The following is a 23,146-nucleotide window of genomic DNA, read 5'->3' as shown; positions in this document are numbered from 1 at the left end:
GAAAAAACTACTATCCAATTTATTTATAGAAAGGAAGATTTCACATGAAGGAAACAAAAAATAATAATTTTACAGAAAAGGAAGAACCAACAAAACATCTGGAGCGTTCCGATAATAATATAAGTAAAGCTGAAAAAGAAAATCATCAAAATGAACTTTCGAAGCTTGTATACTATGCAGATAGTTCAGAAGTAAATATGGTGGACTCCAAAGATGATGATGACTATTTAAATATAGATGTAAAAAATATTAAAAAACAAAGTATGCAGGGATTTGGAGACTATCATAATATTATCGATTATATTATTCGGATAACACGACAAATTTGGAAGGAAAAAGATATCGGTCTAATTTACGATACGTATAGCCATGGTGTCCAAATCCATCGAGGGCTTATCAATAGCCATGGTGTAAATGAAGTTATTGCAGGAACGCTGCAAACTTTGCAATCTTTTCCGGATCGTACAGGATTAGGGTGGAGTGTTGTATGGTCAGGAAATGATAAAGAAGGTTTTTTTACTTCGCATAGAGGAAGATCAATTGGAACAAATTTAGGTAATACTTTATACGGTCCTGCAACAGGAAAAAAAGTAGTCTTTCGAACGACAGCTGATTGTTTAATACATGAAAATAAAATCTATGAAGAATGGCTGGTAATGGACACTTATCATCTGGTACAACAGCTTGGATTTGATCCAGTAGAAATTGCAAAACGCACTGCAAAACAAACGAGCAAACTAGCTCCAACCCTTCAATTTAATATAGCACAATCGGCAGAAGAAGGGTTACAGCCACAAGCTTATAAACCCAAACACGAGGGCTTTGAAATTGGAGATTTTATGTTAATGCTCTTTAATCAAGTGTGGGACAGACGCTCTATTAATAAAGTCAAGGATTTTTATGATGAAAATGCTGTTATTCATTATGTATGTAATAGAGATATGATTGGTCATAGTGAGATACAGGGAATGTTTATTAATCTATTTGCTTCCGTTCCGAACTCAAAAGTTATTTTAGAACGCGTAACTTGTAATAAAAGAGATAATGAAAAGGACTGGGATGTTGCAGTTCGTTGGAGAATACAAGGTCTGCATAGTGGTATTGGGTATTTTGGCAATCCAAGTGGAAAACCTATTGAAATCCATGGAATGAACCATTTTAATGTAAGAAATGAAAAAATCCAAGAAGAGTGGATGCTCTTTGACGGAATGGAAGTACTTCGTCAAATTTATACAGAAAGCGAAAATGATACTGAAAATGATAGTGAAGACAATGGATATGACGATGGGAACTTCACAGGTGTATCTTAAGTAATTAACGTTTCATATATGATTTAAAGCTAGTAGGGCTCACAATTAAACATATGAGGTGATTCGTTTGAAAAAGAATATTTTATTCATCATGCTGCTAGTATTCGTTGTTCTATTGACTGCCTGTAATAATAATAGCAGTGAAGATTTAGAAGACCAGACTGTAACAGTTGCAGTTACAGAAGGTAATATTGGTCAGTTTAATGCTTGGGAGGCACGCAGCGAACAGTTTACAGAAGAAACAGGTATTGAAGTCGAGTTTATAGGGATTCCATATGATAATTTGTTAGATAGAATAACAGCTGAAGGAATCTCTGGAGACGCATCTTTTGATTTAGTTACTCATTTGGACGTGATGGGACCTTCTATTTCACAATTTTTAGAGCCGTTAAGTGGATATGCGGATGAAGATTTTTTTGAGCGTTTCCCAGAATCAATTGTAGAATTATCAACTTATGATGGTGAAATCTATAGTTTGCCTCTACGTGCTAATGCACAAGTATTGTTCTATAGAGAAGATGTTTTCGAGGATTTGGGTATTGAACCCCCAACTACATGGGAAGAACTTGAAAACGTTAGCGAAACAATCACTTCAGAAACAGATAAATCTGCTATAACACCGTACTATCAAGCGGGAAATAATGGGCAGAACCTTGCGATATGGGCAAGTTATCTATGGGGAAATGGAGCTGAAATCCTAGACGAAAATAATACTCCTGTTTTTAATAGCTCTGAAGGTGTTGAAGCAACAGAAAAATATATAGATTTGCTAAGAGAAGGCTTTGCTCCAGAGGGATCTGTTTCCTTTGCGGAACAAGAGTCTAGAACTCATTTTAAGCAAGGAAGATCAGCAATGTGGATAGGATGGTGGTGGGTCTATTCTGACTTTAATGCTAGTGACTCGTCGGCAGAGGAAGTACGAGGAAACGTGAACTTTACCACTATTCCAACATGGGATGATGGTGAACAAGTTGCAAGTGTATCTACTTTCCCGCTTGGGATGATGGAAAGTTCAAAAAATAAAGAAGCTGCATGGGAATTCATGGAATGGCTCAGTAATCCTGAAAATGAAAAAAGTATTGTTATGGATTCGTTAAATGAAGAAGTACCAATGGATCAATTCTCTACAGATATTGTTCAGTTGGAAAATCTTAGAGACGAAGAATTAAATGAACTTGGAGACGATTTGTTTAATATTGGTGGAGACAGTTTTGAAAATGCGAAAACGTTTCCTACTATACCAGAATGGCCACAAATATCAGATATTCTAAGCAGAGCAATATCCAATATGGCGACTGGAGAGGATGTACAGAGCCAGTTAGACGCAGCAGCAGAAGAAGTGGAGCTGCTATTACAAGAATAATATCGAAAAATGAAAAAGGTATTTAATACAAAATGTGTATTAGTGGGAGGGTAAGAATGGAAAGTAAATTTTTCAAATACATTTTATTAGCTCCTGCATTACTGATTATGGCTACAATCACTATTTTTCCATTAGCTAGGTCACTTTGGATAAGTCTTCATGAGTGGAACCTGACAGAAAGTCTTGAAATTGGTTCTTTTATCGGTTTTGATAATTATGTAAGAGCGTTCAATGACCCAAATTTTTGGAATAGTGCATGGGTAACATTAATATTTACAGTTGCTACTGTAATAGTGACAATTGTTTGCGCTATTTTAGTTGCGCTTCTATTAAGTAAAGAAAAAACCTACATTTCTTATTTGAGAGCAGTACTGATTATTCCATTTGCATTAAGCCCTGCTCTCGTAGGTTATTCCTGGAGGTTTATGTTAAATCCTGATTATGGTGTGTTCGCAGCGATAATTGGTTTCTTTATCCCTCCGTTATCCGATGTTGTTTGGTTGGGAAATGCTGTAACAGCAATGATTGCGCTTATTTCTATAGCAGTATGGATCTGGCTTCCGTTTATGTCCTTAATGTTTATAAGCGGAATAATGGGATTACCAAAAGAAGTATATGAAGCGGCAAAAATGGACGGTGCTAATGGTTTTCAAACTTTTTTTCGCATCACCTTGCCGATGATTCAACCAATTGTTCTTATTGCAACAATATTAATGACGATGTTTGCATTAAAACAATTTGATCCGATAGTTACGTTGACTAGCGGAGGGCCAGGGAATTCAACAGAAGTATTAAACTTCTTGGTATATAATACGTCCTTTAGATACTTTGATATGGGATACGGGGCAGCTCTAGGATATATCTTGGCTATTATAACAGTAGCATTTGTGTTGATCTACATGAGGAAATTGGTAAAAGGAGATGATTGGAACTAATGAATACAATAAAACGCAAAAAAACTATTTATTCTGTTCTAGAATTAATTGGTGTATTATTAGTTGTTATTTTTCTCTTTTTCCCAATTTTATGGATTTTATTAACCGCCTTTAAATCTGGTGAAGACGTTTATTCCATCAGTATTATTTTTGAGCCGACACTAGATAATTTCCGTAGATTATTCAGTTCAGCATATAATTTTGAAAACTATTATATGAATAGTTTAATCGTCGTATTTTTCACACTTATTATTACCGTTCCAGTGAGTATTTTAGCAGCATACAGTATATCAAGATACAGAATACCGGGTAAAACGCTGCTTATGTTTGCCATCTTAGCAACTCAGTTTATTCCATTAATTGTTAACGTTATTCCATTCTTTTCAGCATTTAGAAATTGGGGACTATTGGATACAACTGTGGCACTTATCATTGTCAATTTAGGGCACACCATCCCATATGCAATATGGCTGATTAAAGGTTTTATGGATAGTATTCCAAAAGATATGGAAGAAGCAGGAGCAATCGATGGTGCAAGCAGATTAAGGATTATATGGAATATTGTTTTGCCAATGGCTAAGCCAGGAATTATAACAGCAACTGTATTCTGTTTTGTTGTTGTATGGAATGAGTTTATGTTTGCTCTAATTCTTACAAGCCAAGAAGCAGTTACACTTCCTGTAGCTCTGTCCTATTTTGTTGGAGAAAATGGAGTTATTTGGAATGAAATGGCTGCAGCTGGGGTAATTTACGTTATCCCTACTATTATCTTTATGCTTATTGTGCGTAAACAATTTGTAAAAGGAATGAGTGCAGGAGCAATTAAATAAACTGCTATGTGACTAACATATATTGCCTTAAAAAGATTGAAAGGGGAATTGTTTTGGAATTCATTAAAAAGTCGTCTTATGAAAAAGCAGAAACATCAGAGGAAACCGAACAAACTGTAAAAGATATATTAAAGAACATCCGATCACATGGTGACGAAGCAGTAAAGGAATATGAGAAAAAGTTTGGTAAGTCGGAAAGGACTTCGATTCGTCTGAGTGAAGAAGAAATAGAAATTGCAATTAGAGAATTAACAGATGAAGAAAAACATTTAATAGACAATGTCGTAAAGCGCGTTTCTGAATTTGCTCAAGCACAGTTGGATTGCCTACTACCATTGGACAAGGAATTTGGAGATGGAATTCGTTTGGGGCACAAAGTAATCCCAGTGGAAACAGTAGGAACCTACGTGCCAGGAGGGCGCTACCCACTACTTTCAAGCGGGCCAATGGTTGCTGCTCCTGCTAAAGTTGCCGGAGTAAAGAAGATAATTGCTTGTAGCCCAGCTAACTATAATGGCAGTATTCATCCAGCAGTTATATACGGATTGAAAAAATCTGGAGTTAGTGAAATCTATGCGATTGGTGGTGCCCAAGCTATAGGAGCGATGGCGTATGGAACGGAAACTCTTCCACAGGTTGATGTGATATCTGGGCCAGGAAACCGGTTTGTAGCTGAAGCAAAGAGACAGGTGTTTGGAGAAGTGGGAATAGACTTGGTTGCAGGTCCTAGTGAAGTAGTAGTTTTTGCTGATGAGTCCACCAACCCGGAACTAGTGGCTGTTGATTTATTAGCGCAAGCTGAGCATGATCCTAATGCGAGGGCTATTTTAATCAGCACCTCAAAAAAAATGGCTGACAAAACGCTGGAAGAGGTAAACCTGCTTTTAGAGACATTTAACGAAAATTCTCCCGCACACGAATCATGGGAGCGATTGGGAGAAATTATTGTGGTGGAATCGGTTGAGGAAGGAATCAGTGTGTGTAATAAAATTGCAGGGGAACACCTCCATTTACATTTGAAAAATAGTAAAGATATTATAGATCAAATATATAATTATGGTTCTTTGTTTATCGGTGCGAATAGTTCTGTTGTATTCTCTGATAAAGTTTCGGGGACAAACCATACATTACCCACTAATAGAGGGGGGCGATACACAGGTGGTTTATGGGTAGGCAGTTATGTGAAAGTGGCTACTTTCCAAGAAATAACCGGAGCAGGAGTTGATTATTTAGCGACACATTCAAGTAGACAGTCTGAAATAGAAGGACTAGAAGGGCATCATTTATCCGCATTTAAAAGAAAATCAAATTAAATTTGCATGGAAGAGAAATAATTCATTTCATTATACAGATATCAAGGAGGAAAAATAAATGAATTCAGAAAAAACAAATTTCACAAAAGAAATTATCGAAAGGGATTGGGTTGTACGTTTTGATGAAATAAAGGATAAAGCCATTCCGTTAATGTTTATTGATAGTATTATTCCAGGGCATAACCGGCTTAATTATGCTTTGATTGGTGACACCGCAAGTGAAAATGAGAATTATAATCCAGTCATTACTGAGCCGCACGGCTTTCAAATTGGTATGGTAAAGGCACCTAAAGGAAATGGGCCAGCTTATCATACGCACGAATATATCGAAACATTTTTTGTATTAACAGGAGAATGGCGCTTTTATTGGGGGAACAGCGCAGATGAGATTGAAGGAGAAACGATTTTAAAACCATGGGATATGATTTCTTTACCTCCTTACATGTATAGAGGTTTTGAGAATATTGCAGAGGAAGATTCGTGGTTATTTTCTATATTGGAACAACATGAAGTTTTCGACCGTCCCGATCCAATCTGGGATCCAAAGGTAGTGAAAAAAGGGGAAGAATATAATTTCCGTGTAGACGATAAGGGTAAAATGATACCACCAGAAAACTTTAGCCAGCTTGAAAAAGAAATGGCAAAAAAGTTGAAAATGGGTCAGAAGTAAACGAAAGCACAACTTTTAGTTTTGGATGGACGTCTGCCTGACCTGCCGGCCGTAGTTTTTATCTGTGCCGGTCAGGCAGATACAATCAAAAATTTTTATAGAGGGGGACATATCCTTGAAACAAGAGGATTATTTAAAACGAAACAATAAAATTCCGCTTCTATTACTTCCAGGAACACTTTGTAATGAAAAATTATGGGAGCATCAGATGTCGTATTTAGCAGATATAGCATCTATTACAGTTGGAGATTTAACACAAAATAATACAATTGAAGGTATGGCATCTAACGTGTTGGATAAAGCACCTGAACGCTTTGCACTTGCAGGCTTATCACTGGGCGGGATGGTTGCAATTGAAATTATGAGACAAGCACCAGAGCGTGTCATGCGGCTGGCTTTACTTGATACCAATCCCAGGTCTCCAACAGATGTTCAAATTGAAACATGGCTTAAATTTATACAAATTAGTAAAGAAGGAAATTTTACAAGTGTAACAAAGGACTACTTAATGCCGGGTTTAATACGGCGAGCTAACCAGGATACATCGCTTGTTCAGAAAGTAATTAATATGGCTGAAGAAGTTGGAGCAGACGCAATGGAAAGACAAATGACCGCATTGATGTATCGACCTGATGCGTTTGAAGTATTGCCAACAATCTCATGCTTCGTAAGCGTAATGGTTGGAGAAGAGGACAGTGTCTGTCCCGTTGCAATGAGTAATGAGATAGTCCATCAAATTCCAAACTCTGAATTGACGGTGATTAAAAATGCGGGACACCTCAGCAGCTTAGATAATCCGTTGGAAGTTTCTCGTAAATTAAAAGTTTGGTTACTGAAAAATTAGCTTAAAGGGAGTATTTGAACTGTATGACAAAAAACTTGAAAGAAAAAATTTTTAATAATGAAAAAGCATTAGGTGGATTTGTAAATTCATATAATCCCTCACTTGTTGAAATGCTTGGATTTAATGGATATGACTTTGTTGTTATTGATAATGAACATGGAGCATTCAGTCAATCCGAAATTACAGAGATGATACGAACTGCAAAACAAGCCAATATGTCACCGGTTGTACGTACCTCTTATGACCCATCATCTATACAAAAAGCTTTGGATAATGGTGCAGAAGGTATCCAAGTGCCGATGATTAGTAATTCGGACCAGGCGAAAGAAGTTGTTTCTAAAGCGAAATACCCGCCAATTGGAATGCGTGGCGTTGCCTATTCAATTCCAGCAGCGCAATATGGAGTACTGAATGGAAGGGATTATTTAGATCAGGCAAACAAGAATAATCTTATTTCTGTACACATTGAAACAAAAGAAGCTGTAGAAAACTTTGAAGAAATCATCACTATAAATGAAATTGATGTAGCTTTTATAGGTTCAACAGATTTAGCTGTAAATTTAGGCTATGACAATCCTAATCATCCAGAGGTACAGAACGTCATATCAAGTATGTTTGAAAAAGCAAAACGACATGATATAAAAATGGGATTGGTAGCATCTGACTCGACTTCAGCAGCAAAAGCTTTTGATCAAGGCGCCAGCTATGTTGCTGTTGTGATAAATAAGATAATAATGGAGGCCTTGAAAGAAGTAGTATCCAATTCTAAAAACTAAGTGAATGAATTAAATGGGAAGTACATCTCCACTTAAAGTGAATGTTTCTAACTTCATTTACAAAAGTAATTAATAATTAGGAGATGTGCTTTTTCTTGTTTTATGGGAGATACAAATGAACGATTAATAATGTAAAATATTTGTGCTTCGGAAAAGAGGGATTTTTCTATGGGATTTACGATAAACGACCTGTTAGATGGATATCAAAAGCGTAAATATACTCCTGTTGAAGTTATCAAGGAATACATACAAAAAATTAAAGAAAAGGATTCAAACCTTCATTCTTATATTACTCTAATGGAAGAAAGAGCGCTTGAACAGGCTAATAAAATAGAAGTTCATCAGGCAAATAAGGAAAAAATGCGTTTGTATGGTATTCCAATTTCATTTAAAGATGCAATCAACATTTTAGGGTTTCCTACAACAAATGGCTCAAAAATAGACATCCAAAATATTGCTGAAAGCAACGCTGAAATAGTAGATTCGCTGGAAATGGCAGGGTGTATTACCCTGGGGAAAAATAATATGTCTGAATATGCGGCAGATGTCACTTCTAAAAATAAACACTTTGGGGATGTACTTAATCCTTTAAATAAAAAAAGAATTGCAGGGGGATCCAGCAGCGGGTCTGCTGTATCGGTAGCTGCAGGTTTATGTGTTGGCTCTATTGGGACAGATACCTCTGGTTCCATACGGATACCAGCAGCATGTTGTGGAGTTGTAGGAATCAAACCTACCTCTGGTTTAATAGCAATGAAGGGTGTTACAGCTCTTTCTTGGACATTAGATCATATCGGAGCCATTGCGAACAATATAGAAGATGCGAAATACCTAATAGAAAATACGATTGATACAAAATATCGCCGATTTGATCATGAAAACGGACTAAAAAATATAAAAATTGGTCTTCCTAACGTTTACTTTAATGAATTTAATGATAGAGTTACGGATTCGATGATGAAATTGGTCATAAAGAATTTGAAACAGTTGGGAGCACAGATTAAAAAGGTTGATGTATCCTTTCTGAATGATGATACGGTAAAGTTGTCCAGAACAATAGGAACCTCCGAAATGACGGTTATTCATAATGATAACTATAAAATTTATAAAGATCAGTACAGTAAAGAGCTGATACAAACTTTTAAAAGAGGAAATGAGATTCTTGCAATCGACTATTTAAATGCCCTTAAGACAAGGAAAGATTGGAAGAGAAAAATGGAGAGCATTCTAAAGGAAGTTGACATTATGATAACTCCGACAATGCCAATTTTACCTCCGTATATTGATGAAGAAATAGTGTTTAAAGGGGCAGGAAATGAAAACATTGGAGATTTTATGGTTCGGTATACTTCGCCGTTTAATTTTACGGGACACCCTGCATTGACGCTGCCATCTGGAATGAAAGAAGATGGTTTGTCACTGGGATTTCAGATGATTGCGAGTTATTATAGAGAGGATATTCTTTTTCAAGCAGGAAAAGTTTATGAACAGTTTGTCAAATAGATTTTTACATTGCTATATAAGTTGAAATAGAGATTTTGTCATCTAGCATTCGCTCCAGAAAAATACTATGCTTTTCATAAGCTTGAGTTCAGTCTCCTCGAAAAAGTTCCCTTTTTCTACGAGCGCCTTCTTACTAAGACAGCAATTGATTGTCTCCATGAAGACAATTGCATTTTTCCATAGGAGTCTGCGTATTATTTTTCCGATAGCGATAGTGTTTAATCCTAAAATAAATGATTTATTACGTTACGCACAAAAGATAGATTTATTAATTCAACTTATATAGTTATATGTTCTAAATAAAAGTAAAAATAACTCATTGACAAACAAATGAAAACGTTCTATTATAATAACATGCTATAACGTTTTAGCAAACATTAAGTAATTTAGGGAGACAAGAATGGCTACAATTCGAGAAATCGCGGAAAAAGCAGGAGTTTCATCAGGAACTGTCTCTTTTATCTTAAATGGAAAAGCAGATAAAATGAGAATCTCAGCTTCCACGCAAAAAAGAGTATTAGAGGTAGCAAGAGAGATGGGGTACCTTCCAAGTATATCAGCAAGAAGACTTAGGAACGAGGGCGAGAAGAACATACCAATAATTACTCTCTTATGGACCTTAGATGCCAGAGCTTCTTTAGTCAGTCGTTTTTTACAAGGGATACAGAACTTATCTTTATACAGAGATGGATTATTTGAACTTTTAATTCAACCTTATGAAAATGGAAAACTGCATGAAGTAGACAGCTTATATACAGGTACAAGGTTTAATGGGGCTATTATAACAAATGCTTCGAATGAGGATATGGATTTTCTAGAAAATAATAAACTGAAGGTTCCTCTAGTGGTATATTTACGTGAAACTAAAAAGTATAGTTCTGTTACAGTTGACGGAAAGCTGACAGGAAATATGGTAGCAAGCTATCTAGCTGATAAAGGCCATAAAGAAGTAGGTATTGTTATTCCTAATATTTCTTCACAAGCTATTGAGTTGCGGCAAGAAGGTTTTTTAAACGGTATAACAGAATATAACTTAAAGAACACGCATACGTTGTCAGGAGATTTTTCCGAAGATGGCGGCTATAAAACAATGCGAGCATTAATAAAACAATCAGGTGAATTGCCCACTGCTCTTTTCTTCTTAAGTGACCCTATGGCAATAGGCGCTTTGTCTGCTTGTAACGAGTTTGGCTTACGTGTTCCAGAGGATATAGAAATTATAGGACATGATAATAATGAACAAGCACCTTATACATATCCTTCATTAACGACAGTTCATCTACCTGTAGAAGAAATGGCAATAGCTTGTGTTCATCAGCTCATGGATACCATAAATCATCAAATTGAATCTCCCGTTTCTTTGCAATTTAAAACAGAGATTATTGAACGACGAAGCTGTTAATCTATAAGTCAGTTAATAACTGACTACCTTTTTACTAGCTATAACGTTTTAGCAATTATTTTTTACCTTTTGCTATAACGTTTTAGCAGTAAAAAATAATTTAAGGAGGTGATTTTACTACAAGATAAATAGAAAGCGCTTTAAGAATAATGGGAATAGAAGGAGATTGTAAATGAAAAAATTATATGGTGTAACAACAGCAATGGTAACTCCATTTGATGAAAATGGAAGCGTTAATCTAGAGAAAGTAGCTCAATTAACAGAATTTTTAATTGGAAAAGGTGTGCATTGTTTATACCCGTTAGGGACAACTGGAGAAATGATTAAATTAACTATTGAAGAGAGAAAAGCAATCGCTGAAACGGTCGTTAAAACAGCTAATAAAAGAGTAACTGTATATATTCATGTAGGTGATGTTCATGTTGAAAACATTTTGGAACTAGCATGGCATGCACATGAGATTGGTGCTGATGGTATTGGGGTTGTTACGCCTATTTATTTCGGTGTAAATGAACGAGAAATGGAGAATTTTTATGTGCGAATTGCTAATAGCTTGCCAGAAAATTTTCCTATTTATCTATACAGTATTCCGCAATGTGCATCCAATGAGCTGGGAATCGAAGTAACAAGGAAGATTGTTGCTCAGTGTAAAAATATTATTGGTATTAAGTTTAGTTATCCTGATTTTACTTTAACAAGTCAATATTTAAATGTAAATAATGATAATTTTGATGTTGTATTCGGGCCAGATCACCTATTTTTACCTGCTTTAGCATTAGGCTGTACTGGCACTGTATCAGGTGTTTCTGGAGTTTATCCTGAACCTTTTGTAGCTATTTATAATGCATATCAAGAAGGTGACATTGAAAAGGCTAGAAAATATCAAAAAATAGCTACTAAATATTGTGACGTACTAAAAAATGGAAGTAATATGTCTTATTTTAAAGAAGCATTAAAAATTCGAGGTTTGGATGCTGGAGTAATGAAAAAGCCACATCTAGACATAGAGTTAGATGAAATTGAGAAATTAAAAGCAGCTTTACAGGATTTAGATAAAGAACTAAGTGTCAATAGTTAAAAAATAAAAGAAAAGAGGTTTTAATTATGAAAAAGCTATTATTAGGAATGGTATTAATCTTAGTATCAATTATTGCTGCGTGTGGCAGCAATGATTCATCAAATGCAAATAGTGAATCAGCAAATGGTGAAGACGATCCAATAACATTTAGAATTGCTGGTGGTTCAGTTGGTCCCGACCATTCACTTACAAAAACATATAATTTTTTAAAAGAGGAGCTTGAAGAAAAGTCTGACGGCAGATTACAAGTTGAATTGAATGTTGCAGGAGAATTAGGAGAAGACAGGGAAATTATCGAGGCAATGCAGATGGGACAAGTTCATTTAGCTGGACCTTCGCCGGCAGCATTAGGCGGATTTGATAGTTCAGTTGTTATTCTTGATATGCCTTATTTGTTTACTGACCGGGAGACAGCATATGAAGCCTTAGATGGAGAACCTGGACAAATGATTTTAGATAACTTAGAAGAACATGGTTTTAAGGGGTTAGGTTATTTTGAAAACGGATTCAGAAATCTAACGAACAATGTAAAACCTGTTGAATCAATTGAAGATATACAAGGTCTGTCTTTAAGAACTATGGAAAATCAAACGCACATTGAGGCGTGGAAATTATTAGGTGCAAACCCAACACCAATGGCATTAGGGGAATTATATACAGCTTTACAACAAGGAACAATAGATGGGCAGGAAAATCCATTTGGTTTAATTTATGCCAATAAATTCTTTGAAGTTCAAGACTATTTAACAGTGACAAAGCATGTTTATGCTCCGAATGTAATGATCACAAATAAAGAATTCTATGACGAATTACCAAGCGATTTGCAAGAAGTTATTTCAGATGCGATTGGTGCAGCTACTGAATATAACCGTGAATTGGCACAGGAAGAAGAGGTTGAGGCAAGAGAAGCACTGGTTGATGAAGGAATGGATATATATGAATTTTCTGATGAACAATTGCAAGAAATGCAGGAGATAACAGAGCCTGTTTATGAAATGTTTAAAGATGAAATTGGTGAAGATGTTGTAGAAACGTTCCTTAATACTCGCCAGTAAAAGAGCAATTAAAAGGAATACAGCAACGCTATATAAATTATGAAATAGTTATCCCGCTAGCTCAGAAGAGAAATAACTTTAGAAGTTATTGATATGAGAAAAACACCAGCTTATTTTTAAACATACACTTGTTTACAATAGCAGAATTTGTTTAGAAAATTATTCTGAGCAAGTGGGATATTATAAACGATTATAATTTTAAGGACCTCTAGGAGGTATTAATATGAACATCATACGAAAATTGAATGAACATATAGAAGAGTGGATTGTAGTTATGCTTCTAGTTATATCTCTATCCGCAATTAGTTTACAAATGTTTATGCGATATTTTTTGAACAATTCGCTAGCATGGTCGGAAGAACTTGCAAGGTACTGTTTTATATGGCTTATTTACATTGGGATTGCCTATGCTGTAAAAAAATCTAGACATATAACACTCGACATTGTATATGACTTAGTACCAGATACACTTAAGAAGATATTTATATTGGTTTCTAATATTTTAGTGGGTATTTTTGCGGTGGTTGTGATTTACTATAGTTATTTTTTGATTGAGCAATTAATGAACTATGGACAAACTAGTGCTGCAATGCGTGTTGACATGGTATATGTGTATCTTTCTGTACCCATTGGAATGACTTTGACCTTAATAAGGTTATTACAAAATACTATTTATATTATAAAACATTGGAGGACGCTTAGTCTAAAAGAAGAGGATATAGAAGGGGGGAGCAGCTTATGATGACATTAATTTTGTTTGGTTCATTTATATTATTTATGGTTGTGAGGGTTCCAATTGGTTTTGCGTTAGGTTTAGCTTGTCTGGTAACTATTTTTTATAGCGGCTCCGTTTCACCAGAATATTTAGTGCAAGGCTTGGTCACATCTGCGGACTCTTTTCCCTTAATGGCTATTCCTTTTTATATTCTTGCTGGGGAAGTCATGGGGCGAGGCGGTATCTCAAAGCGTTTATTTGGATTCGCGAAAATCTTTGTTGGCAACATAACTGGCGGGCTAGCTATAGCTACTGTCATAACTTGTATATTTTTTGCAGCTATTTCTGGTTCTGGTCCAGCAACCGTAGCAGCAATTGGAGGTATGGTTATTCCTTTAATGGTCCAACAAGGGTATGATAAAAAATTCGCGACAGCATTGATTGTTTGTGCAGGTACAATAGGTGTTATCATACCTCCAAGTATACCAATGGTTATTTACGGAATTTCTGCATCTGCTTCTATTGGAAGTTTATTTTTATCCGGTATTATTCCAGGTTTATTAGTAGGAGCTTTACTTGTTTTTTATAGTTATTTCTATGCGAAAATACACGGCTACCAAAAAGATGATCAAAAGTTTTCTTGGAAGTATGTAGGAAAGGAATTCGGTAGTGCTTCTTGGTCATTGGCAATGCCAGTTATTATTCTTGGTGGTATTTATGGCGGTATTTTTACACCCACTGAGGCTGCAGTTGTTGCAACCGTTTATGGCTTAATTGTTGGCGTATTCGTATATAAAGAGTTGAAGCTTAAAGATTTATTTAGTGTATTCAGCAATTCAGCGTTAACAACAGCGATTATTTTAATCATTACGGGAACAGCGACATTCTTCGGAAGGATATTATCGATAGAAAGTATTCCAACTATGGTGGCAAATGCGATTACTAGTATTTCTGATAATCCTATTATCCTTTTATTAATCATTAATTTATTTCTATTATTTATAGGCACATTCATGGATGTTATTGCTTCCATCATTATATTGACGCCTATCCTTTTACCAGTTGCTGTAGAGATTGGAGTAGATCCAGTTCATTTTGGCATTATCATGGTTGTGAATTTAGCTATCGCTTTGATAACCCCTCCAATTGGCGGAACATTATTTGTTGGAGTAGGTATTTCTAGGCTTTCAATATGGGAGGTAAGTAAAGCAGCTGCTCCAATGTTCGTATTAATGGTGTTAGCTTTAATGGTTGTTACATTCTTGCCTCAGATTAACGTATTTCTACCCTGAAAATGAATTTGGAGGAAATTAAGATGAGTCAGCAAAAAAAAGTTTTAGTTACTGCTACTAATTATTCTCAATTGTGTGCAGAAGCCAAACAATTATTAGAAAAAAACAATTTTGAAATTATTGAAAACCCGCATGACAGACCGATGAAATTTGGTGAGTTAAAAGAAATTATTGGTGATATCGATGCAGTTGTGGCAGGAGTTGATACATGGGACGAGTCTATATTTAAGCTTGCGCCTAACTTGAAAGTTATTTCAAGGTTTGGAGTAGGTGTTGATAATATCAATTTGGACCAGGCAAAAGAGTATGGAATTCAGGTTACGAATGCACCGAGACTTAACTCGAATGCGGTTGCGGAATTAACGGTAAATCTTATTTTAAATAGTTTACGTAATACTGTAAATTTACATGTCTCAACCAGACAAGGTCATTGGGAGCGTTTTGTAGGCACAGAATTAAAAGGTAAAAAAGTTGGTTTATTAGGATTTGGAAACATTGCGCAAAGTGTGGCAAAAAAATTATACGGTTTTGATGTAGAATTACTAGCTTATGATAAGTTTCCTAATAAAGAGATTGCTGCTAGATATGATGTTCAATTTACTTCATATGAGGAAATATTACAAGCCAGTGATATTGTTAGTATGCATCTTCCGAACTTGCCAGAGACACATCATTTTATGAATAAGGAAAGATTCAATCAAATGAAGCAAGGTTCCTATTTTGTTAATACATCTCGGGGTGCTCTTGTAGACGAAAAAGCGTTGTATGAAGCACTGGAAACAGGAAAATTACAGGCTGCAGCAATTGATGTTTATGAAAAAGAACCAATCACTCGTGATAATCCACTGTTTCATTTCGATAATATTATCACTACGCCACATACAGCTGCAGAATCTTATGAAGTATACCATTCCGTAGGCTTAATGACGGCTCAAGCTATTATAAGTGTTTTTCAAGAGAAAACACCTGATAATCTATTAAATTAATATACTTATTGAGGCTCATTAAAGAATAGATATGAGGAGTGAGTAACGTGGGACGAGAACCAATTATTACTGTAATTGGAAGTATTAATATGGATTTAGTTGTTTCAGTTGACAGAAAACCGAATCGTGGTGAAACGGTTAAAGGAGAATCATTTGATACCCTGCCTGGAGGTAAAGGGGCGAATCAAGCGATAGCCTTAGCCAGATTAGGAGCAACTGTAAATATGGTTGGCATGGTAGGCGATGATGCATTTGGGTATGAATTGAAAAGCAATCTGGAGAAAGAAAATGTTCAAGTGGAAGCAGTAGGAGTAACAGAGGGAATTTCTACTGGTGTAGCGGTGATTACGATAGCTGAAAATGACAATAGTATTGCAGTTGTCTCTGGAGCCAATGAAAAGGTTACGCCAGCTTATATTCGTGAATATGAGAAAATTATTAAACAAAGCGATATTGTATTAACACAATTTGAGGTTCCGATAAGTACCGTTGAAGAAGCGGCTATGATTTGTGAGAAGCATGGTATTCCAATCGTGTTAAATCCAGCTCCATTTGAAAAACTGTCAGATTCTCTTTTAGATAAAGTAACATATTTAACTCCAAATCAACATGAATATGAGCTTATTAAAGGATATAAAAGATATTTTGAAAATGACTATCAATCTAAATTAATTATAACTAAAGGAGAAGTTGGAGCTGTTTTTTTTGAGAATGAAAAGCCGCAAATAGTATCTGCATTTACAGTTCAGCCAATCGATACAACAGGTGCAGGTGACACCTTTAATAGTGCATTCACTTATATGATGACTAAGACTAATAATATTGAAGAGGCATGTCGATTTAGTAATGCTGCTGCTGCGCTATCTGTATTAAAGAAAGGAGCTCAGTTAGGAATGCCAACAAAAGAAGAAGTCAACAGTTTTCTTTCTGAGCAACAATCTGAGTAAAAAAATTTATTTAGCAAATCATTCAGAAAAAGCTTCGGTAATAGTGGGAAACAGGAATTTAATGAAATAATAAGACTGGAGCAGTGCTACACATAATTAGAAGTGCTTACGGTCTTTTCATTTTTAAATATAGCGCTTAAGAAAATATGCTATTTTGGAGGACTCAAATGTTTAATAATTTGGAAACTCAACTTAATGTAAAAAAGGTAGCATTGCCTGAAATGTATCCAGTTACTCAATTATTTAAAAGCTATAAGTTAGAGAATATAGAAGAAAGGATTCAAAAACAATTCAAAGAAGAGTTGATTCAATCGAAAGTTAAACCTAATTCTTCTGTTGCCATTGCTGTTGGCAGCAGAGGTATTGCTCAACTAAAACAGGTTGTATCGGTTGTGATTGAAGAAATTATAAAGGTTGGTGGAAAACCATTCATTGTTCCAGCAATGGGGAGCCATGGTGGTGCAACAGCTGAAGGGCAGGCACGTGTTCTTGAAAGCTTCGGAATATGTGAACGAACAATGGGTGTGCCAGTTGTTTCTTCAATGGAAACAGTAGGGGTTTGTAATTATAAAAAAGATGTTACATTGCATTTTGATAAGCATGCTTTTAGAGCTGATGCAGTCGTTGTGGTAAACAGGATTAAAGCACATACTGATTTTAATGGCCCAATTGAAAGCGGCTTGTCGAAAATGGTTACTATAGGTCTCGGAAAACATAAAGGAGCTTCATTATTGCATCAGTTGGGCTTCGATAATTTCCATGAAGTGATTCCTGAGGCAGCACAGCTATTGATTGAAAACACTCCAATAGCCTTAGGCGTTGCTATATTAGAAAATGGCTATCATGATGTAGTAGATATTGAGATACTACCAGCAGAAGAGATTTCCGAAAGGGAGCCCTTATTGTGCAAGAAAGCAAAAGAGTTTATGCCCTCTCTTCCGTTTGCTAATTTGGATGTTCTTTATATTGATGAAATAGGTAAAAACATTAGTGGATCAGGTTTAGATACAAATATTGTAGGGAGAAAAGCAGGGATTGTAAAGCCTAAAATAAATAAAATTATTGTAGGTGATATTACTGCTGAATCGTATGGGAATGCAACGGGAATTGGTTTGGCAGATATTACAACGCAAAAATGCTTACAGAAAATCGATTTTATCAGCATGTACTTAAATTGTATTACCTCGACGGATTTAAGAGGTGTAAAAATTCCTTTGGTTGCTGAGTCAGATCAACAAGCCTTAGAAATAGCTTGTCAAACTAGTAATCAAACTAATTTAGAAAAATTAAAAGTAGTTCGAATCAAAAACACATTATCGTTAGAAACTTTTTTTGTTTCAAGAGCATTATTACCAGAAATAGAACAATTAGAAGGAGTTCTGGTTGTTGGAGATCCGACTAAGCTTGAATTTGATCAAGATGGATATTTATCTTGATGTAGTTTAATGAACTGAAAACAAATAACAAAACGGGAGGAATGAACATGTTAACAAACAAAGACAATCTTTCTAAAAGCACCGGAAAAAGATGGGTGGGAGAATTTCCTAAAATTGGGATTCGTCCTGTCATTGATGGTCGGCAAGGTGGAATTCGAGAATCTTTAGAAGAGGTTACAATGAAAATGGCAACAAGTGTGGCAAGTCTTCTAAAGGAGCAGTTGCGTTATCCAGATGGATCTCCGGTAGAATGTGTCATTGCAGATACGACCATTGGCGGCGTTGTAGAAGCAGCTCAAGCACAAGAAAAGTTTAAGAAAGAAGGGGTTGCCGTAACGATTACCGTCTCTCCCTCCTGGTGTTATCCAACAGAAACAATGGATCAAGACCCTCATACGATTAAAGCAATATGGGGATTTAATGGTACGGAAAGACCAGGAGCTGTCTATTTAGCGGCTGCCTCTTCTGCGCATAATCAAAAGGGCTTGCCAGTATTCAATATTTATGGCCGAGATGTACAAGAGATGAGTGATTCTTCCGTTCCTGAAGATGTACAAACGAAATTATTACAGTTTTCCAAAGCTGCGCTTGCAGTCACAACGATTCGGGATAAATCATATCTTTCCATCGGTTCGGTATCAATGGGGATAGCAAGCAGTATCGTCATCGAAGACTTTTTCCAGGAATATCTAGGAATGAGAAATGAATACGTAGATATGAGTGAAATCATAAGAAGATTACAGAATGAAATTTATGATGAAGAAGAATATGAGTTAGCTTATACGTGGGTACGGGAAAATTGTCAAGAAGGAGAAAATACGAATTTACCAGAGGCACAACGAACGGAAGAACAAAAAGAAGAGGATTGGAAAACCGTTGTCAAAATGGCACTTATTGCAAGAGACCTTATGGTTGGAAACCCAAAACTAGCCGAGAAGGGCTTTGGGGAAGCAGCATTAGGACATAATGCGATTGCAGCCGGTTTCCAGGGACAGCGGGCATGGACAGATTTTATGCCAACTGGCGACTTTATGGAGGCAATTTTAAATTCGTCCTTCGATTGGAATGGAATAAGAGAGCCATTTATGATGGCAACGGAAAATGATACATTAAATGGAATTACAATGCTGTTTGGACATTTGTTGACAAATGCAGCACAAATATTTGCGGATGTTCGCACTTATTGGAGTCCGGAGGCTGTTCAACGTGTAACGGGTAAAGAATTAACAGGGGCAGCATCAAATGGAATCATTCATTTGCTGAACTCTGGACCAGCAGCTTTGGACGGAACAGGACAGCAAGAAAAAGATGGTACACCTGCCATGAAACCATTTTGGGAAATCTCAGAGGAAGAGGTCAATAAATGTCTGGATGCAACAAAATGGTGCCAAGCCGTTGATTTCTTCCCCGGAGGAGGTTTTTCGACGGATTACACAACTAAAGGCGGTATGCCTGTAACGATTGCACGAATCAATATCATTGATGGGCTTGGACCTGTTCTACAACTTGCGGAAGGTTATAGTGTAGAGCTAGAACAGGATGTACATGATGTGTTAGATCAAAGAACAGATTCTACTTGGCCAACGACCTGGTTTGTTCCTAAACTAACAGGAGAAGGTGCATTTAAAGATGTTTATTCCTTTATGTACAATTGGGGGTCCAATCACTGTGCAGTAAGCTACGGACATATTGGCGATGATTTCATCACGTTAGCTTCGATGCTTCGGATTCCAGTTTCGATGCATAATGTAGATGAAAGTCGTATTTTCCGTCCTAGTGTTTGGGGTGCGTTTGGGAGTGGAGACTTTACAGGAGCCGATTATCGCGCTTGTCAAACTTATGGACCTTTATATAAGTAATGATAAATCATTTTAAGCTTAATACAGCGATGAAGGAGGGGAAAGGCTTGTCACGAAAATATACCATCGGTGTTGATTTTGGGACAGAATCAGGCAGAGTTCTCTTAGTGGATGTACAGAACGGAGAAGAGATTGCCACACATGTTACGCATTATAAACATGGTGTTTTAGATGAAAGTCTGCCAAATGGGAAAATGCTTCCGCCGGACTGGGCATTGCAGCATCCTGGAGATTATTTAGATGTGCTCTATCAATCTATACCGCAAGTAATTGAAAAGGCGCAGATTGAAAAAAGAGATATTATTGGGGTAGGAATAGATTTTACATCATCTACTATCTTACCATTAGATCAAGCAGGGGAACCGTTATGTTTTCAACAGGAGTGGGAAAGTAACCCGCATAGCTGGGTGAAGTTATGGAAGCATCATGCGGCGCAAAAAGAAGCAGATGAAATAACACAGCTTGCGAAAGAGCAAGATGAAGATTTCTTAAGCTTATATGGCGGAAAAATTTCTTCGGAATGGATGTTTCCTAAAATATTGCAAATTGTTAAAGAGGCTCCTGAAATCTATGAAAAAACAGATTTATTTATGGAAGCATGCGATTGGATTACTTCTAAATTAACAGGAAAACTAATACGAAGCAGTAATACCTGTGGTTATAAAGGATTCTGGAGCAAGAAAAATGGTTATCCGGAAGCATCTTTTTTTAGCATGTTAGATGCTAGATTGGAAGGTGTTTTAGAAACAAAAATGCGGGGGGAAGTTCAATCCATTGGAGGAAAAGCAGGAGCACTGACAGAAGAAATGGCAGAGAAAATCGGTCTCCTCCCAGGAACTTCTATTGCCGTAGGAATTATTGATGCGCATGCCGGCGTAGCTGCAGTTGGTGCGGTGCATCCTGGACAGTTTGTGATGGCAATGGGGACGTCTACTTGTCATATGTTGATTGCTGATAAAGAAGAGAAAATCGAAGGTGTATGCGGGATTGTAGAAGACGGGATTATTCCAGGTTACGTTAGTTATGAGACAGGGCAGGTGGCTGTAGGAGATTCATTTGCCTGGTATGTGGACCATGCAGTTCCAAGCTATATTTTACAAGAGGCAAAGGAACAGGAAACGAATGTACATGCATTATTGGAGGAAAAAGCGTCAATTTATAAACCGGGGCAATCTGGTCTGATAGCTTTGGACTGGTGGAATGGGAACCGTTCTGTTTTGGTCGATGCTCATTTATCTGGGATAATTGTCGGTTTGACACTAGCCACCAAACCAGAAGAAATATACCGGTCCTTATTGGAATCTACGGCCTTTGGAACAAAGAGAATTATTGAAGGGTATCTCCAAGCCGGTATTAAAGTAAATGAAATTTTTGCAAGTGGCGGATTGCCGCAAAGAAATAGATTGCTCATGCAAATCTATGCGGATGTAATTAATAGAGAAATTAAAATACCAGATTCCTGTCAAACTACTGCGCTTGGAGCAGCTATGTATGCAAGTGTTGCAGCCGGAGGGGAGAATGGCGGCTATGATACCATTTTTGAAGCTGCTGAAAAAATGGCGAAAGTAAAAGAAGAAGTGTTTACGCCAATTCCAGAAAACGTGCAGCTTTATGATGAACTTTACCAATACTATCTTGATGTGCATGATTATTTTGGAAAAGAGAATAGTAGCGTGATGCATGGTTTGAAAAGAATGAAATTGGGATAAGAGATAATAAAAGTAGTAAAAAGAAGAAATGTCTCTCCGTCTTTAAATACATAGAAGAAGGGACCTCCTCACCAAAGGTCTCTTCTTCTACCCAATCAAAGACCCCAAACATCATCTCTTTAATTTCTTCCCTTGCATGGCTTCTCTGGTAAGGTATCCCCGAGATTATGCATCCTTAGAGACAGGGAATGCCCTATTAGTGTTGCAAGCAACCCGAATAATTTTATTTTGAAATATAAAAAAGCGGACCTGCACGAGGTACGCTTTTTTAGCCTCCAAATGCTAAACTTCCAAGCATATAAACAGAAGAAATAATGGTAATCACAGCGATAAAGATTTTCAATTGGTCCACAGGAACCTTGTTGGTAAGGCGGGACCCGGCTAAGATACCAATCGTTGTGCCAATCAGGCTAAAGAGTATAAATAAATGCATGTCGTCGATGCTTGCATACGTGAAATAGCCAAATATAGACGGAAGGGCGATGATAACAGAGTTTAACAATCCCACGCCGACTGCTGTCCGGATATTTACACCAAGGCTTGCGAGCAATGGTACAACTAAAATGGGACCGCCTGCACCTGTTAAAGCGCAAATGGCTGCGGTCAGAATCCCAAGCAGTATAACCCATACCGGCTGCCGTAAAATAAGTGATTTGCTGTCGTCTGCTTTGTTGGCAGAGGCAGCTTTGTTTTTCTTAAGTATAATCGAAAGGCCGGCGAACAGAACAAACAAGTAAAGCAGCAGCTTCGCCAGGGTTTCAGAAATAAGCACATTGATTTGTACACCGAGGAAGGCCCCAGGGAGGCTGCCGATGCTCAAATAAAGTGCTAATTTAAAATCCATATATTTCAGCTTCCAGTAGGAATAGGCCCCGATAACGCCTGCAACGAGAAATGCCAGAAAGCTGAGCGCCAGGGAGTCATATACGGGAAGACCTAACAAACCGACATAAATAATTGGCAGCAGAAAACCGGAAACGCCGGAGAGGCCTACTAATACGCCGATAATTAAATTTGCTATAAATACAATAAAAAACGTTAACATGGAAGTGACCTCAACTCTCTAATAACTTTTCTTCTTGAATGCGGGAGGGAGCTCCTCATACAAACAAGGAGAAGAGCG

Annotated in this window: 20 protein-coding genes; 19 read left to right on the top strand and 1 reads right to left on the bottom strand. The window is 36.8% G+C overall.

From position 1 onward, the window contains the following. Positions 1-44: 44 nt before the first annotated feature. The 19 genes from ACW0TQ_RS12670 (at position 45) to ACW0TQ_RS12580 (ending at position 22,023) form a co-directional block, all read left to right on the top strand. On the top strand, positions 45-1,310 hold the full coding sequence (locus ACW0TQ_RS12670; protein WP_455725728.1) for an ester cyclase: 1,266 nt from the start codon (positions 45-47) through the stop codon (positions 1,308-1,310). A 67-nt stretch (positions 1,311-1,377) separates the two neighbouring features. Further along, complete coding sequence (locus ACW0TQ_RS12665) at positions 1,378-2,673, top strand: extracellular solute-binding protein (protein WP_368901029.1); 1,296 nt, start codon at positions 1,378-1,380, stop codon at positions 2,671-2,673. 56 nt (positions 2,674-2,729) lie between these two features. Next, complete coding sequence (locus tag ACW0TQ_RS12660) at positions 2,730-3,608, top strand: carbohydrate ABC transporter permease (RefSeq protein ID WP_256705346.1); 879 nt, start codon at positions 2,730-2,732, stop codon at positions 3,606-3,608. Next, positions 3,608-4,438, top strand: a complete 831-nt coding sequence (locus ACW0TQ_RS12655) for a carbohydrate ABC transporter permease (protein WP_256705345.1) — start codon at positions 3,608-3,610, stop codon at positions 4,436-4,438. The genes ACW0TQ_RS12660 and ACW0TQ_RS12655 overlap by 1 nt, the downstream gene beginning before the upstream one ends. Positions 4,439-4,491: 53 nt before the next feature. Then, complete coding sequence (gene hisD, locus ACW0TQ_RS12650; protein ID WP_256705344.1) at positions 4,492-5,751, top strand: histidinol dehydrogenase; 1,260 nt, start codon at positions 4,492-4,494, stop codon at positions 5,749-5,751. A gap of 58 nt (positions 5,752-5,809) precedes the next feature. Then, positions 5,810-6,421 (top strand): cupin domain-containing protein, encoded by a 612-nt coding sequence (locus tag ACW0TQ_RS12645; RefSeq protein ID WP_256705342.1) that lies wholly within the window; start codon positions 5,810-5,812, stop codon positions 6,419-6,421. Positions 6,422-6,536: 115 nt separating this feature from the next. Continuing rightward, positions 6,537-7,265: an alpha/beta fold hydrolase gene (locus ACW0TQ_RS12640; RefSeq protein ID WP_256705341.1), complete on the top strand. Its 729-nt coding sequence runs from the start codon at positions 6,537-6,539 to the stop codon at positions 7,263-7,265. A 23-nt stretch (positions 7,266-7,288) separates the two neighbouring features. Next, the gene (locus ACW0TQ_RS12635; protein ID WP_256705340.1) at positions 7,289-8,041 is read left to right on the top strand and encodes an HpcH/HpaI aldolase family protein; all 753 of its coding nucleotides are present in this window, start codon (positions 7,289-7,291) and stop codon (positions 8,039-8,041) included. A 168-nt stretch (positions 8,042-8,209) separates the two neighbouring features. Further along, complete coding sequence (locus ACW0TQ_RS12630) at positions 8,210-9,544, top strand: amidase family protein (RefSeq protein WP_368901028.1); 1,335 nt, start codon at positions 8,210-8,212, stop codon at positions 9,542-9,544. A gap of 400 nt (positions 9,545-9,944) precedes the next feature. Further along, positions 9,945-10,946 carry a LacI family DNA-binding transcriptional regulator gene (locus ACW0TQ_RS12625; RefSeq protein ID WP_256705338.1) on the top strand — a complete coding sequence of 334 codons (1,002 nt, stop codon included), beginning with the start codon at positions 9,945-9,947 and terminating at the stop codon, positions 10,944-10,946. A 172-nt stretch (positions 10,947-11,118) separates the two neighbouring features. After that, complete coding sequence (locus ACW0TQ_RS12620) at positions 11,119-12,024, top strand: dihydrodipicolinate synthase family protein (RefSeq protein ID WP_256705337.1); 906 nt, start codon at positions 11,119-11,121, stop codon at positions 12,022-12,024. Between the two features lie 26 nt (positions 12,025-12,050). Then, positions 12,051-13,079 carry a TRAP transporter substrate-binding protein gene (locus ACW0TQ_RS12615; protein WP_256705336.1) on the top strand — a complete coding sequence of 343 codons (1,029 nt, stop codon included), beginning with the start codon at positions 12,051-12,053 and terminating at the stop codon, positions 13,077-13,079. Between the two features lie 223 nt (positions 13,080-13,302). After that, positions 13,303-13,821, top strand: coding sequence for a TRAP transporter small permease (locus tag ACW0TQ_RS12610; protein ID WP_256705335.1), 519 nt, complete (start codon positions 13,303-13,305; stop codon positions 13,819-13,821). Beyond that, entirely contained in the window at positions 13,818-15,086 is a 1,269-nt protein-coding gene (locus ACW0TQ_RS12605) for a TRAP transporter large permease (protein ID WP_256705334.1), read from the top strand. Before ACW0TQ_RS12610 ends, ACW0TQ_RS12605 begins: the two co-directional genes overlap by 4 nt. Before the next feature lie 23 nt (positions 15,087-15,109). Continuing rightward, positions 15,110-16,072: a phosphoglycerate dehydrogenase gene (locus tag ACW0TQ_RS12600; protein ID WP_256705333.1), complete on the top strand. Its 963-nt coding sequence runs from the start codon at positions 15,110-15,112 to the stop codon at positions 16,070-16,072. 47 nt (positions 16,073-16,119) lie between these two features. After that, the gene (rbsK, locus tag ACW0TQ_RS12595) at positions 16,120-17,019 is read left to right on the top strand and encodes a ribokinase (protein ID WP_341173410.1); all 900 of its coding nucleotides are present in this window, start codon (positions 16,120-16,122) and stop codon (positions 17,017-17,019) included. Between the two features lie 167 nt (positions 17,020-17,186). Beyond that, the gene (locus ACW0TQ_RS12590) at positions 17,187-18,455 is read left to right on the top strand and encodes a nickel pincer cofactor-dependent isomerase, group 22 (protein WP_256705330.1); all 1,269 of its coding nucleotides are present in this window, start codon (positions 17,187-17,189) and stop codon (positions 18,453-18,455) included. 47 nt (positions 18,456-18,502) lie between these two features. Next, positions 18,503-20,314: an L-fucose isomerase gene (locus ACW0TQ_RS12585; RefSeq protein WP_455725727.1), complete on the top strand. Its 1,812-nt coding sequence runs from the start codon at positions 18,503-18,505 to the stop codon at positions 20,312-20,314. Positions 20,315-20,361: 47 nt separating this feature from the next. Then, positions 20,362-22,023: a ribulokinase gene (locus ACW0TQ_RS12580; protein WP_455725726.1), complete on the top strand. Its 1,662-nt coding sequence runs from the start codon at positions 20,362-20,364 to the stop codon at positions 22,021-22,023. Between the two features lie 268 nt (positions 22,024-22,291). Here the strand turns inward: ACW0TQ_RS12580 and ACW0TQ_RS12575 are convergent, their stop codons facing one another. Next, positions 22,292-23,068, bottom strand: a complete 777-nt coding sequence (locus tag ACW0TQ_RS12575; protein ID WP_256705326.1) for a sulfite exporter TauE/SafE family protein — start codon at positions 23,066-23,068, stop codon at positions 22,292-22,294. Positions 23,069-23,146 lie beyond the last annotated feature (78 nt).

It is taken from the genome of Oceanobacillus sp. M60 (assembly GCF_053839645.1).
This window is presented reverse-complemented; position numbering and strand designations above follow the sequence as displayed.

Coding starts and splice junctions, on each gene's coding strand:
- ACW0TQ_RS12655 (WP_256705345.1), top strand. CDS start 3,608: ATGAATACAATAAAACGCAAAAAAACTATTTATTCTGTTCTAGAATTA.
- ACW0TQ_RS12585 (WP_455725727.1), top strand. CDS start 18,503: ATGTTAACAAACAAAGACAATCTTTCTAAAAGCACCGGAAAAAGATGG.
- ACW0TQ_RS12600 (WP_256705333.1), top strand. CDS start 15,110: ATGAGTCAGCAAAAAAAAGTTTTAGTTACTGCTACTAATTATTCTCAA.
- ACW0TQ_RS12575 (WP_256705326.1), bottom strand. CDS start 23,068: ATGTTAACGTTTTTTATTGTATTTATAGCAAATTTAATTATCGGCGTA.
- ACW0TQ_RS12590 (WP_256705330.1), top strand. CDS start 17,187: ATGTTTAATAATTTGGAAACTCAACTTAATGTAAAAAAGGTAGCATTG.
- ACW0TQ_RS12615 (WP_256705336.1), top strand. CDS start 12,051: ATGAAAAAGCTATTATTAGGAATGGTATTAATCTTAGTATCAATTATT.
- ACW0TQ_RS12630 (WP_368901028.1), top strand. CDS start 8,210: ATGGGATTTACGATAAACGACCTGTTAGATGGATATCAAAAGCGTAAA.
- ACW0TQ_RS12660 (WP_256705346.1), top strand. CDS start 2,730: ATGGAAAGTAAATTTTTCAAATACATTTTATTAGCTCCTGCATTACTG.
- ACW0TQ_RS12670 (WP_455725728.1), top strand. CDS start 45: ATGAAGGAAACAAAAAATAATAATTTTACAGAAAAGGAAGAACCAACA.
- ACW0TQ_RS12620 (WP_256705337.1), top strand. CDS start 11,119: ATGAAAAAATTATATGGTGTAACAACAGCAATGGTAACTCCATTTGAT.
- ACW0TQ_RS12610 (WP_256705335.1), top strand. CDS start 13,303: ATGAACATCATACGAAAATTGAATGAACATATAGAAGAGTGGATTGTA.
- ACW0TQ_RS12605 (WP_256705334.1), top strand. CDS start 13,818: ATGATGACATTAATTTTGTTTGGTTCATTTATATTATTTATGGTTGTG.
- ACW0TQ_RS12635 (WP_256705340.1), top strand. CDS start 7,289: ATGACAAAAAACTTGAAAGAAAAAATTTTTAATAATGAAAAAGCATTA.
- ACW0TQ_RS12625 (WP_256705338.1), top strand. CDS start 9,945: ATGGCTACAATTCGAGAAATCGCGGAAAAAGCAGGAGTTTCATCAGGA.
- ACW0TQ_RS12645 (WP_256705342.1), top strand. CDS start 5,810: ATGAATTCAGAAAAAACAAATTTCACAAAAGAAATTATCGAAAGGGAT.